Here is an 11,388-nt window from a genome sequence, read left to right as displayed (position 1 = left end):
GTGGTTAACGTCACAGAGGTCAGGTATTAGCCAACCTCCTTTCCTCACCACTGAAAGTGCTTTACAACCCGAAGGCCTTCTTCACACACGCGGCATGGCTGCATCAGGGTTTCCCCCATTGTGCAATATTCCCCACTGCTGCCTCCCGTAGGAGTCTGGGCCGTGTCTCAGTCCCAGTGTGACTGGTCATCCTCTCAGACCAGCTAGAGATCGTCGCCTTGGTGAGCCGTTACCTCACCAACTAGCTAATCTCACTTGGGTTCATCCAATCGCGCAAGGCCCGAAGGTCCCCTGCTTTCCCCCGTAGGGCGTATGCGGTATTAGCCGTCGTTTCCAACGGTTATCCCCCTCGACCGGGCAGATCCCCAAGCATTACTCACCCGTCCGCCGCTCGCCGGCAAAAGTAGCAAGCTACTTTCCCGCTGCCGCTCGACTTGCATGTGTTAGGCCTGCCGCCAGCGTTCAATCTGAGCCATGATCAAACTCTTCAATTAAAGATTTGATGCTCAATGAATATCTGAATTGCTGCTATTTCTAGTGCACTTCACACAACATTGAAAAACAATATTTTTTTGTTTCCCAACATCCTGCGAGTGCCCACACAGTTTGCTTGATAAATTGTTAAAGAGCGTTGACCCTTCTGCGGGTCAGGGCTGCGTATTCTACGCAATCCTTGGTGTTCGTCAAGCGTTGAATCAAACTTTGTCTTGTTCGCTTTCAACTCCTGTGACCGTCGGCGTGTTGCCCCGTGTCAGTGGATGCGCATTATAGGGAGCCTCCGATTTTGCGCAAGGGCTTTTTTGTAAAAAACTCGCCCTTTCGCACCAACAGCTCAACAACCCAGCAAAACCACACATTAACCACAGAGTTATACACAGACAGGGGCTTGAGAATACCATTTGGTTACTTCTACAACAGAGGATAGCCCCCTCCCCTGCACCAAAAATCCATAAGGCTAGGGTAAAACCAGGAGTAAGGAGTAAGGAGTAAGGAGTAAGGAGTAAGGAGTAAGGAGTAAGGAGTAAGGAGTAAGGAGTAAGGAGTAAGGAAACGGTAGCTTAACGTAAGCGGGCTGGCAAAAGGTATGAAAAGAAAAAGCCGGGCGAACCCGGCTTTTATTGCTTACTCTTCAGAAGCGGCTGCTTCTTGCGCGTCAACATCGCGACCTACCAGCTCAATGTAAGCCATAGGGGCGTTGTCACCAGCGCGGAAACCACACTTCAGGATGCGGGTGTAACCACCCGGACGCTCCTGGTAGCGAGGTCCCAGTTCGTTGAACAGTTTGCCAACCACTTCGCTGTCGCGAGTGCGGGCAAATGCCAGGCGACGGTTAGCAACGCTGTCGCTCTTGGCCAGTGTGATCAGAGGTTCAACCACACGACGCAGCTCTTTTGCCTTGGGCAGAGTCGTCTTGATAACTTCATGACGAACCAAGGAGCTGGCCATGTTGCGGAACATGGCCTGACGGTGGCTGCTGTTCCGGTTCAGTTGACGACCACTCTTACGATGGCGCATGACCTAATCCTTCCTAACTAAATCGGTAAAACCCGTGATCCGGTTTATTCATCAGCGATGCTGGCAGGCGGCCAGTTCTCCAGGCGCATGCCCAGAGACAAACCACGAGACGCCAACACGTCTTTAATCTCGGTAAGAGATTTTTTACCCAGGTTGGGAGTCTTCAGCAGCTCCACCTCGGTACGCTGTACCAGATCACCAATGTAATGGATCGCTTCTGCCTTCAGACAGTTCGCGGAACGAACTGTCAGTTCCAGATCGTCGACAGGACGCAGCAGGATAGGATCGAACTCAGGTTTGTCTTCTTTCTCTTCCGGCTCGCTGACGTCACGCAGGTCCACGAAGGCTTCCAGCTGCTCAGCCATAATGGTGGCTGCGCGGCGGATGGCTTCTTCCGGATCCAGGGTGCCGTTGGTTTCCATGTCGATAACCAGCTTGTCCAGGTCGGTACGCTGTTCAACACGGGCCGCCTCTACATTGTAGGCGATACGAACCACGGGGCTGTAGGCCGCATCCAGCAGCAGGCGGCCAATCGGACGCTCGTCGTCTTCGGTGTGAGCGCGGGCGGCGGCAGGAACATAGCCACGGCCGCGCTGTACTTTCAGACGCATGCTGATGTCGGCGTCGTCCCCGGTCAGATGACAGATGACGTGCTCTGGGTTAACGATCTCGACGTCATCACCATGAGTGATGTCGCCTGCAGTTACGGGACCTGCACCAGTTTTGGTCAGTGACAGGGTAACCTCGTCCTTGCCTTCCAGCTTGATGGCAACCTCTTTGAGGTTGAGCAGGATTTCCAGAATATCTTCCTGGACACCTTCCTTGCTGCTGTACTCGTGCAGCACACCGTCGAGTTCAACTTCGGTGATGGCACAGCCCGGCATGGAAGAAAGCAGAATACGACGCAGCGCATTACCCAATGTATGACCAAAGCCACGCTCCAGCGGCTCGAGAGTCACTTTGGCATGAGTCTGGCTGATCTGTTCAATATCAACCAGACGCGGCTTAAGAAAATCTGTTACAGAACCCTGCATTGTGTCCTCTCTTAGAAGCTAGCTTTACTTGGAGTAAAGCTCGACGATCAGCTGTTCGTTAATCTCGGCAGACAGGTCGCTACGCTCAGGCAGGCGCTTGTAAGTGCCTTGCATGTTGGTAGCGTCAACTTCTACCCAAGTCGGCTTTTCACGTTGACCGGACAGCTCCAGGGAAGCTTTGATCCGGGCTTGCTTCTTGGCCTTCTCGCGAACGCTGACTACGTCTTCGGGAGAAACTTGGAAGGAAGGAATGTTAACAACCTGACCGTTTACCATGATGGCCTTGTGGCTCACCAGCTGGCGAGACTCGGCGCGGGTGGCGCCAAAGCCCATGCGGTACACAACGTTGTCCAGACGACCTTCCAGCAGCTGCAGCAGGTTCTCACCAGTGTTGCCTTTCAGGCGCGCAGCTTCTTTGTAGTAGTTGCGGAATTGCTTTTCCAGAACGCCATAGATACGACGAACTTTTTGCTTTTCACGCAGCTGTACACCGTAGTCGGACAGACGGGGCTTGCGAGCGCCGTGCTGACCGGGTGCGGTATCAATTTTACATTTTGAATCGATCGCGCGAACACCTGACTTCAGGAAGAGGTCAGTGCCCTCGCGACGGCTCAGTTTGAGCTTGGGACCCAGATATCTTGCCATGTTCTTTCTCCAACTATCCTACAAGAAGCGTTATACGCGGCGCTTCTTGGGAGGACGACAACCGTTGTGCGGGATGGGAGTCACATCGGTGATGTTGGTGATGCGGAAACCCGCAGCATTCAACGCACGGATGGATGACTCGCGGCCCGGACCCGGACCTTTAACCATTACTTCCAGGTTCTTAACGCCGTATTCCTTGGCAATTTCACCGGCACGCTCGGCAGCAACCTGGGCTGCGAACGGGGTGGACTTGCGGGAACCACGGAAACCTGAACCACCGGCAGTTGCCCAAGACAGAGCATTACCCTGACGGTCGGTGATGGTTACGATGGTGTTGTTGAAAGAAGCATGAACGTGGGCGATACCATCGCTCACCTGCTTTTTGACGCGCTTGCGAGCGCTACGAGCCGGAGTTTTAGCCATGTTCTACCTTCCCGTTATTTCTTGATCGGTTTACGAGGACCTTTGCGCGTACGAGCATTGGTCTTGGTGCGCTGACCGCGAACGGGGAGGCTGCGACGATGACGCAGGCCACGGTAACAACCCAGGTCCATCAGACGCTTGATGTTCATGGAAACTTCGCGACGCAGGTCACCTTCAACGGTGAACTTGGCCACTTGCTCACGCAGAGATTCTACCTGAGCTTCATCCAATTCTTTAATTTTCACATTCTCGGCGATACCGGCTGCGGCGCAGATGGCCTTGGAGCGGGTACGACCGACGCCATAAATAGCGGTCAAAGCGATGACGGCATGTTTATGGTCAGGAATGTTAATGCCAGCGATACGGGCCACTATGCACTCCTACATATTAACGAATAAAAAGCCATTACAAAGCCCGTCGAGGATACGTAATGGCTGAACTTTTCACCTAACGAAGGTGGCTGGCTACTTTAGCCAGCCTGCCTTCAATTTTCAAGCTAAACCGTAACTTTTTTAGCCTTAACCCTGACGCTGCTTGTGCTTAGGGTCAGAGGTGCAGATCACACGAATCACACCGTGACGCTTGATGATCTTGCAGTTACGGCAAATAGCCTTAACGGAAGCACGGACTTTCATTGCTTAACTCCGTAAATAACCGAACCTTAACGGTTGTAGCCCTTCAGGTTCGCTTTTCTCAGGACATCGCCATACTGATGAGACATCATGTGGGTTTGCACCTGAGCCATGAAATCCATGATGACGACCACAATAATTAACAGCGAGGTTCCGCCAAAGTAAAACTGGACGTTCCAGGCTGTCATCAGGAACTGTGGAACCAGACAGATAAAGGTAATGTACAGAGCACCGACCAGGGTCAGGCGAGTCATTACTTTATCAATGTAGCGCGCTGTCTGTTCACCCGGGCGAATACCCGGAATGAAGGCACCGCTCTTCTTCAGGTTGTCTGCCGTCTCGCGCGGATTGAACACCAGCGCGGTATAGAAGAAACAGAAGAAGATGATGGCAGCGGCATACAACATTACGTATAGCGGCTGGCCGGGTTGCAGCGTGAGCGACAACTCCTGCAGCAGGTTGGCAAACCACCCTTCGCCCTGACCGAACCAAGAGGCCACGGTGCCCGGGAAAAGAATAATGCTGGATGCAAAAATCGCTGGAATAACCCCCGCCATGTTCACTTTCAGGGGCAGGTGTGTACTCTGTGCCGCGAACACCTGGCGGCCTTGTTGACGTTTGGCATAGTTCACCACAATGCGGCGCTGGCCACGTTCAACAAATACCACGAAGTAAGTCACAGCAAACACGATCACGGCCAGCAGCAACAGCAACAGAATGTGCAATTCCCCCTGACGCGCCTGCTCTGCCGTGGCACCGATGGCCGAAGGCAGGCCGGCAACAATACCCGTGAAAATAATCAACGAGATACCATTACCAATGCCTCTTTCGGTAATCTGCTCACCCAGCCACATGAGAAACATGGTGCCGGTGACCAGACTCACCACTGCCGTAAAGTAGAAAGCAAGACCTGGATTAATCACCAAGCCCGGCATCATGTTCGGCAGACCGGTGGCAATACCGATGGCCTGAATGGTGCCCAGAACCAGCGTGCCATACCGAGTGTACTGACTGATTTTACGGCGACCCGCCTCACCTTCCTTCTTGAGCTCGGCCAAGGGAGGGTGAACCACAGTCAGCAGCTGAATGATAATGGACGCAGAAATATACGGCATTATCCCCAGCGCCAGTATGGACGCTCGTTCCAGGGCGCCACCACTGAACATGTTGAACATTTCAATGATGGTACCCTGTTGTTGCTGGAACAAGTCGGCAAGTACGGCGGCGTCAATACCAGGAATAGGCACGTAGGAGCCGGCGCGGAACACGACAATCGCGATCAGAACGAAAAGCAGACGGCTTTTCAGTTCACTCAGCCCGCCCTGTGCGTTTTTAGCTTCTAATCCTGGTTTCTTGGCCATAGTACTTATTATTCCTCGATTTTACCGCCGGCGGCTTCGATGGCAGCACGGGCACCTTTGGTGACACCCAGACCAACCACAGTCACTTGACGGTCAATGGTACCGGACAGTACAACCTTGGCAAACTGGATGTTCTTGGTCAGAACGCCAGCCTGTTTCAGGGTGTTCAGATCCACCACGTCGCCTTCAACTTTCGCCAGTTCGCTCAGACGGACTTCAGCGCTGACCAGGGCCTTGCGCGAAGTAAAACCAAACTTCGGCAGACGCTGTTTCAGCGGCATCTGACCGCCTTCAAAACCGTTGCGAACCTTACCACCGGAACGGGACTTTTGACCCTTGTGGCCGCGGCCGCCGGTCTTGCCCAGACCGGAACCGATACCACGACCCACGCGCTTGGCGGAAGGCTTGGAGCCGGCGGCAGGAGACAGAGTATTCAAACGCATGCGATTACTCCTCTACCTTAACCATGTAGTAAACCTTGTTGATCATACCGCGTACGCAAGCTGTGTCTTCCAGCTCAACGGTGTGACCAATGCGACGCAGACCGAGGCCACGCAGCGTTGCCTTGTGCTTAGGCAGACGACCGATGGAGCTACGAGTCTGAGTTACTTTAACAGTCTTGTTAGCCATGGCGCATTACCCCAGAATTTCGTCAACGCTCAGACCACGCTTGGCAGCGACCTGCTCGGGCGACTTCATATGAGCCAGAGCGTCGATGGTAGCGCGAACTACGTTGTTCGGGTTGGTGGAACCGTAGGTCTTGGCCAGTACGTTGTGCACGCCGGCCACTTCCAGAACGGCGCGCATAGCACCACCGGCAATGATACCGGTACCTTCGGAAGCAGGCTGCATGTACACGTTGGAGCCAGAGTGACGACCCTTAACCGGGTGGAACAGGGTGCCGTTGTTCAGGCCAACGGTGTGCATGTTGCGACGAGCCTGTTCCATCGCCTTTTGAATGGCGGCGGGTACTTCACGGGCCTTGCCGTAACCAAAACCAACGCGACCGTTACCGTCACCTACCACAGTCAGAGCGGTGAAGGAGAAGATACGACCACCTTTTACAACTTTTGATACACGGTTTACTGCAATGAGCTTCTCTTGCAGTTCACCGGCTTGAGCTTCGATTTTTGCCATTTTCGACTCCACCCTTAGAACTGAAGACCAGCTTCACGGGCAGCAGCAGCCAGGGCGGCTACACGACCGTGATATTGGAAACCGGAACGGTCAAAAGCGACCTCTTTAACACCTTTCTCGAGCGCGCGCTCAGCGATGATTTTACCGATCAGCGCGGCGGCATCGATGTTACCAGTTGATTTCACCTGTTCGCGAACAGACTTCTCGACGGTAGACGCGGAAGCCAGAACAGCGGTGCTGTTCGGTGCAATAACCTGGGCATAGATGTGGCGCGGAGTACGGTGAACCACCAGGCGAGTAGCACCCAGTTCCAGCATCTTTTTGCGTGCTTTGGTAGCACGACGGATACGAGCTGCTTTTTTGTCCATAGTGTTACCTTACTTCTTCTTAGCCTCTTTGCTGCGAACCTGCTCGCCAAAGTAGCGAACACCCTTGCCCTTGTAGGGCTCCGGCTTGCGGTACGCACGAATGTTGGCAGCAACCTGGCCGATCAGCTGCTTGTCGGCAGACTGGAGAACGATCTCAGTCTGGGAAGGACACTCAGCGGATACGCCTTCAGGCAGCGCATGCTCAACCGGATGAGAGAAACCCAGAGACAGGGCAATAGCATTGCCTTTCATCTGAGCACGATAACCCACACCAACCAGCTGCAGCTTGCGTTCGAAGCCTTGGGTAACACCGATAACCATGTTGTTGACCAGGGCACGGGCGGTACCGGCCTGGGCATTGGCGCCTTCCACGTTTTCACGAGGGGCAAAGGTCAACTGGTTGTCGTTCTGGCTGATTTCAACGGCGGCATTGATGGTACGGTTCAGCGTACCCTTGCCACCCTTGATGGTGATTTCCTGACCGTTCAACGTCACTTCTACGCCGGCAGGAATTTCGATAGGTGCCTTAGCAACGCGAGACATATCTACTCCTTAAGCAACGTAGCAGATGATCTCACCACCCATACCGGCTTTACGCGCGGCACGGTCGGTCATCACACCTTGAGACGTGGAAACGATGGCCACACCCATGCCGGCCATAACCTTCGGCAGTTCGTCGCGCTTCTTGTAGATGCGCAGACCGGGGCGGCTTACACGCTGCAGCAGTTCAACCACGGGGGTGCCCTGGAAATACTTCAGAGTAACTTCCAGTTCGGCCTTGGCGTCAGCAGAGACAGCGTAGTCAGTGATATAACCTTCTTCTTTCAGGACCTTGGCAATCGCTACCTTGACCTTGGAGGAAGGCATGGAGACAGCAACTTTGTTGGCTGCCTGACCGTTGCGGATGCGGGTCAGCATATCCGCGATCGGATCTTGCATGCTCATTGTGTATTACTCCCGTGTTCGCTTACCAAGAAGCCTTCTTCAGGCCCGGAATTTCACCCTTCATCATCAGTTCGCGCACCTTGATGCGGCTCAGACCGAACTTCCGCAGGAAACCGTGCGGACGACCGGTGATGTTGCAGCGGTTACGCTGACGAGAGGGGCTTGCGTCACGGGGCAGTTGCTGCAGCTTGAGCACTGCGTCCCAACGGTCTTCATCAGAAGTCTTGACGTCGGAAATGATGTCTTTCAGTGCCTGACGCTTGGTTGCATATTTGGCAACCAGCTTTGCGCGCTTGACTTCGCGAGCTTTCATTGATTGTTTTGCCATAACCCTACACCTTACTTACGGAATGGGAAGTCAAAGGCAGCCAGCAGAGCACGACCTTCTTCGTCTGACTGGGCAGTGGTAGTGATGGTGATATCCAGACCACGTACACGATCTACCTTGTCATAATCGATTTCAGGGAAGATGATTTGCTCACGCACGCCCATGGAGTAGTTACCACGACCATCGAATGACTTGGGGTTCAAGCCACGGAAGTCACGGATCCGGGGGATAGAGATGCAAATCAGACGCTCCAGGAACTCCCACATACGCTCGCCGCGCAGAGTTACTTTACAACCAATGGGGTAGCCTTCACGGATTTTGAAGCCAGCAACGGATTTACGAGCTTTGGTGACCAGCGGCTTTTGACCGGAAATGGCGGCCAGATCGGCAGCAGCATTATCCAGGATCTTTTTATCAGCCAGGGCTTCACCCACACCCATGTTCAGGGTGATTTTCTCAATCCGAGGGACTTGCATGATAGACTTGTACCCGAACTGGCTTTTCAGTTCATTTACTACAGTTTCGTTGTAGTAATCATGCAGTTTCGCCATCGTATTACTCCAATTACTTCACAAGTTCGCCGGTGGATTTGAAGAAACGGACTTTTTTGCCGTCTTCAATCCGGAAACCTACGCGGTCAGCCTTGCCAGAGGCAGAGTTGAACAGCGCTACGTTAGATACGTCAATCGGTGCTTCCTGGTCGATGATGCCGCCAGCCTGACCCAGTTGGGGTACGGGCTTCTGGTGCTTCTTGACCATGTTGATACCAGAGACGAGAACCTTACCTTCCTCGGTCAGGACCTGGGTGACAGTGCCACGCTTGCCCTTGTCCTTGCCGGTAAGAATGATGACTTCGTCATCGCGACGGATTTTAGCTGCCATCGTTTGACTCCTTACAGTACTTCAGGTGCCAGTGAAACAATCTTCATGAACTTCTCAGAACGAAGCTCACGAGTCACCGGGCCAAAAATACGAGTACCGATCGGCTGGTGATTGTTGTTAAGAATCACGGCCGCATTACGGTCGAAACGGATGACAGAGCCGTCCGGACGACGAACGCCTTTACGGGTGCGTACGACCACCGCGTTCATTACATCACCTTTTTTAACCTTACCGCGCGGAATTGCTTCCTTAACGGTAACTTTGATGATGTCGCCGATGCCGGCGTAACGGCGGTGCGAACCACCCAGGACCTTAATACACATTACGCTGCGCGCGCCGGAGTTGTCGGCCACGTCCAGCATACTTTGCATTTGGATCATGTTAGTGCTCCGCTAAAATTACTACGTTAAAACCCCTTTCAGGGCATGTTGGCTGCCAAAGAAGGCGCGGCATTATAGCACTGCCAATCCCGAAAAGGTAGCGTAAAAAACAAACGGCCCATCGCTGGGCCGTTTGACCGGGTTAGTATATCAGAGAACGTTAGGCCTTGACCGGACGCTCAATGATTTTTACCAGGGTCCAGGACTTGGTCTTGGACAGAGGACGGCATTCGCGAATGGTCACGACGTCGCCGGCCTTGCACTCGTTGTTCTCATCATGAACGTGCAGTTTGGTAGTACGCTTGATGTACTTCCCGTAGATCGGGTGCTTCACGAAGCGGTTGATAGCCACAGTGATGGACTTGTCCATCTTGTCGCTGACTACACGGCCCTGCAGAGTACGAATGGTTTGTTCGCTCATCTTAGGCACCTGCCTTTTCATTCAGAACAGTCTTAACACGCGCGATGTCGCGACGTACCGTTTTGAGGTTGTGAGTCTGAGCCAGCTGGCCAGTGCTCGCTTGCATGCGCAGGTTGAACTGTTCACGCAGCAGGTTCAGCAGCTCCTGGTTCAGCTCTTCAACACTCTTCTCACGCAGATCTTGTGCTTTCATCACATCACCGTCCGAGTTACAAAAGTGGTTCTTACGGGCAGTTTGGCAGCAGCCAGGGCGAAGGCTTCACGAGCCAGCGCTTCCGGTACGCCATCCATTTCGTACAGAACACGACCCGGTTGGATCTGTGCTACCCAGTACTCCACGTTACCCTTACCTTTACCCATACGTACTTCCAGGGGCTTCTCGGTAATCGGCTTGTCCGGGAAGATACGGATCCAGATCTTGCCCTGACGCTTGACGTGACGAGTCATGGCACGACGCGCTGCTTCGATCTGGCGAGCAGTGATACGTCCACGAGTGGTCGCTTTCAGACCAAAGGAACCAAAGGATACCTGGTTACCTGAGGTCGCCACACCGCGGTTACGGCCTTTGTGGACTTTACGGAATTTCGTACGTTTTGGTTGCAACATATCCGAGTCTCCTTACTTACCGCGGCCTTTGCGCTTGGGCTTGGACGGGGCTTGAGGCTCTTGAGCAACGGCCTGCAGGCCGCCCAGTACCTCACCCTTGAAGATCCAAACCTTCACGCCGATGATGCCGTAAGTGGTAGATGCTTCAGAAGTTGCGTAATCGATGTCGGCACGCAGGGTGTGCAGAGGCACACGACCTTCACGGTACCATTCGGTACGCGCGATTTCAGCGCCGCCCAGACGACCGCTCACTTCTACCTTGATGCCCTTGGCGCCAATGCGCATGGCGTTCTGAACCGCGCGCTTCATGGCACGACGGAACATTACGCGACGCTCCAGCTGGGACGCGATGGAATCGGCAACCAGCTGACCGTCGAGCTCAGGCTTACGCACTTCGGAAATGTTGATCTGAGCAGGTACGCCAGCCAGTTTGGCGACGTGCTTGCGCAGTTTTTCAACGTCTTCGCCTTTCTTGCCGATAACCACGCCGGGACGAGCGGTGTGAATGGTCACACGGATGCTCTTGGCCGGACGCTCGATAACGACGCGAGAAACGGAGGCGTTCTTCAGTTCCTTGTTGAGGAACTGACGTACCTGAAAATCGCTGTGCAGGTTGTCAGCGAAGTCCTTGGTATTCGCAAACCAGGTCGAATTAAAAGGCTTGGTGATACCTAAGCGAATACCATTCGGGTGTACTTTCTGGCCCATTGC

General features: G+C 53.8%; 21 protein-coding genes and 1 rRNA gene. All 22 read right to left on the bottom strand.

Features of this window, described 5'->3' with window-relative positions:
* A 16S ribosomal RNA gene (locus OJHNALOF_RS02575) occupies positions 1 to 494 on the bottom strand; the annotation flags it as partial.
* A gap of 628 nt (positions 495 to 1,122) precedes the next feature.
* The gene (gene rplQ / locus OJHNALOF_RS02570; protein WP_094201087.1) at positions 1,123 to 1,515 is read right to left on the bottom strand and encodes a 50S ribosomal protein L17; all 393 of its coding nucleotides are present in this window, start codon (positions 1,513 to 1,515) and stop codon (positions 1,123 to 1,125) included.
* 44 nt (positions 1,516 to 1,559) lie between these two features.
* Complete coding sequence (gene rpoA, locus OJHNALOF_RS02565) at positions 1,560 to 2,549, bottom strand: DNA-directed RNA polymerase subunit alpha (RefSeq protein WP_094201088.1); 990 nt, start codon at positions 2,547 to 2,549, stop codon at positions 1,560 to 1,562.
* Positions 2,550 to 2,573: 24 nt separating this feature from the next.
* Complete coding sequence (gene rpsD, locus OJHNALOF_RS02560; RefSeq protein ID WP_094201089.1) at positions 2,574 to 3,194, bottom strand: 30S ribosomal protein S4; 621 nt, start codon at positions 3,192 to 3,194, stop codon at positions 2,574 to 2,576.
* Between the two features lie 30 nt (positions 3,195 to 3,224).
* Positions 3,225 to 3,617, bottom strand: coding sequence for a 30S ribosomal protein S11 (rpsK, locus tag OJHNALOF_RS02555; protein ID WP_014290661.1), 393 nt, complete (start codon positions 3,615 to 3,617; stop codon positions 3,225 to 3,227).
* A gap of 14 nt (positions 3,618 to 3,631) precedes the next feature.
* Positions 3,632 to 3,988, bottom strand: coding sequence for a 30S ribosomal protein S13 (gene rpsM, locus OJHNALOF_RS02550; RefSeq protein ID WP_014290662.1), 357 nt, complete (start codon positions 3,986 to 3,988; stop codon positions 3,632 to 3,634).
* Between the two features lie 147 nt (positions 3,989 to 4,135).
* A complete protein-coding gene (rpmJ, locus tag OJHNALOF_RS02545) occupies positions 4,136 to 4,252 on the bottom strand; it encodes a 50S ribosomal protein L36 (protein ID WP_014290663.1) in 117 nt (38 codons plus the stop codon).
* Positions 4,253 to 4,278: 26 nt separating this feature from the next.
* Complete coding sequence (secY, locus tag OJHNALOF_RS02540; protein WP_014290664.1) at positions 4,279 to 5,610, bottom strand: preprotein translocase subunit SecY; 1,332 nt, start codon at positions 5,608 to 5,610, stop codon at positions 4,279 to 4,281.
* An 8-nt stretch (positions 5,611 to 5,618) separates the two neighbouring features.
* On the bottom strand, positions 5,619 to 6,053 hold the full coding sequence (rplO, locus tag OJHNALOF_RS02535; protein WP_094201090.1) for a 50S ribosomal protein L15: 435 nt from the start codon (positions 6,051 to 6,053) through the stop codon (positions 5,619 to 5,621).
* Between the two features lie 4 nt (positions 6,054 to 6,057).
* Positions 6,058 to 6,240 carry a 50S ribosomal protein L30 gene (gene rpmD, locus OJHNALOF_RS02530; protein ID WP_094201091.1) on the bottom strand — a complete coding sequence of 61 codons (183 nt, stop codon included), beginning with the start codon at positions 6,238 to 6,240 and terminating at the stop codon, positions 6,058 to 6,060.
* Between the two features lie 6 nt (positions 6,241 to 6,246).
* Positions 6,247 to 6,747 carry a 30S ribosomal protein S5 gene (gene rpsE / locus OJHNALOF_RS02525; RefSeq protein WP_094201092.1) on the bottom strand — a complete coding sequence of 167 codons (501 nt, stop codon included), beginning with the start codon at positions 6,745 to 6,747 and terminating at the stop codon, positions 6,247 to 6,249.
* Between the two features lie 14 nt (positions 6,748 to 6,761).
* Positions 6,762 to 7,115, bottom strand: a complete 354-nt coding sequence (gene rplR / locus OJHNALOF_RS02520; RefSeq protein WP_094201093.1) for a 50S ribosomal protein L18 — start codon at positions 7,113 to 7,115, stop codon at positions 6,762 to 6,764.
* A 9-nt stretch (positions 7,116 to 7,124) separates the two neighbouring features.
* On the bottom strand, positions 7,125 to 7,658 hold the full coding sequence (gene rplF, locus OJHNALOF_RS02515) for a 50S ribosomal protein L6 (RefSeq protein ID WP_094201094.1): 534 nt from the start codon (positions 7,656 to 7,658) through the stop codon (positions 7,125 to 7,127).
* Positions 7,659 to 7,667: 9 nt separating this feature from the next.
* On the bottom strand, positions 7,668 to 8,060 hold the full coding sequence (gene rpsH, locus OJHNALOF_RS02510) for a 30S ribosomal protein S8 (protein ID WP_094201095.1): 393 nt from the start codon (positions 8,058 to 8,060) through the stop codon (positions 7,668 to 7,670).
* Positions 8,061 to 8,082: 22 nt separating this feature from the next.
* A complete protein-coding gene (gene rpsN, locus OJHNALOF_RS02505) occupies positions 8,083 to 8,388 on the bottom strand; it encodes a 30S ribosomal protein S14 (RefSeq protein WP_094201096.1) in 306 nt (101 codons plus the stop codon).
* A gap of 11 nt (positions 8,389 to 8,399) precedes the next feature.
* Entirely contained in the window at positions 8,400 to 8,939 is a 540-nt protein-coding gene (gene rplE, locus OJHNALOF_RS02500) for a 50S ribosomal protein L5 (RefSeq protein ID WP_094201097.1), read from the bottom strand.
* A 13-nt stretch (positions 8,940 to 8,952) separates the two neighbouring features.
* Positions 8,953 to 9,270 carry a 50S ribosomal protein L24 gene (gene rplX, locus OJHNALOF_RS02495; protein ID WP_094201098.1) on the bottom strand — a complete coding sequence of 106 codons (318 nt, stop codon included), beginning with the start codon at positions 9,268 to 9,270 and terminating at the stop codon, positions 8,953 to 8,955.
* A gap of 11 nt (positions 9,271 to 9,281) precedes the next feature.
* Complete coding sequence (gene rplN, locus OJHNALOF_RS02490; protein WP_014290674.1) at positions 9,282 to 9,650, bottom strand: 50S ribosomal protein L14; 369 nt, start codon at positions 9,648 to 9,650, stop codon at positions 9,282 to 9,284.
* A gap of 160 nt (positions 9,651 to 9,810) precedes the next feature.
* Complete coding sequence (gene rpsQ / locus OJHNALOF_RS02485) at positions 9,811 to 10,071, bottom strand: 30S ribosomal protein S17 (RefSeq protein ID WP_019935859.1); 261 nt, start codon at positions 10,069 to 10,071, stop codon at positions 9,811 to 9,813.
* A gap of 1 nt (position 10,072) precedes the next feature.
* Positions 10,073 to 10,264: a 50S ribosomal protein L29 gene (gene rpmC / locus OJHNALOF_RS02480; protein ID WP_094201099.1), complete on the bottom strand. Its 192-nt coding sequence runs from the start codon at positions 10,262 to 10,264 to the stop codon at positions 10,073 to 10,075.
* Positions 10,264 to 10,677 (bottom strand): 50S ribosomal protein L16, encoded by a 414-nt coding sequence (gene rplP, locus OJHNALOF_RS02475; RefSeq protein WP_014290677.1) that lies wholly within the window; start codon positions 10,675 to 10,677, stop codon positions 10,264 to 10,266. Before rplP ends, rpmC begins: the two co-directional genes overlap by 1 nt.
* 12 nt (positions 10,678 to 10,689) lie before the next feature.
* The gene (gene rpsC, locus OJHNALOF_RS02470; protein WP_014290678.1) at positions 10,690 to 11,385 is read right to left on the bottom strand and encodes a 30S ribosomal protein S3; all 696 of its coding nucleotides are present in this window, start codon (positions 11,383 to 11,385) and stop codon (positions 10,690 to 10,692) included.
* Between the last annotated feature and the right edge of the window lie 3 nt (positions 11,386 to 11,388).

Source organism: Oceanimonas sp. MB9 (genome assembly GCF_011319775.1).
Taxonomy (GTDB): Bacteria; Pseudomonadota; Gammaproteobacteria; order Enterobacterales; family Aeromonadaceae; genus Oceanimonas; species Oceanimonas doudoroffii.
The sequence above is the reverse complement of the archived record's forward strand: the minus strand, read 5'-3'. Positions and strand labels throughout refer to the sequence as shown.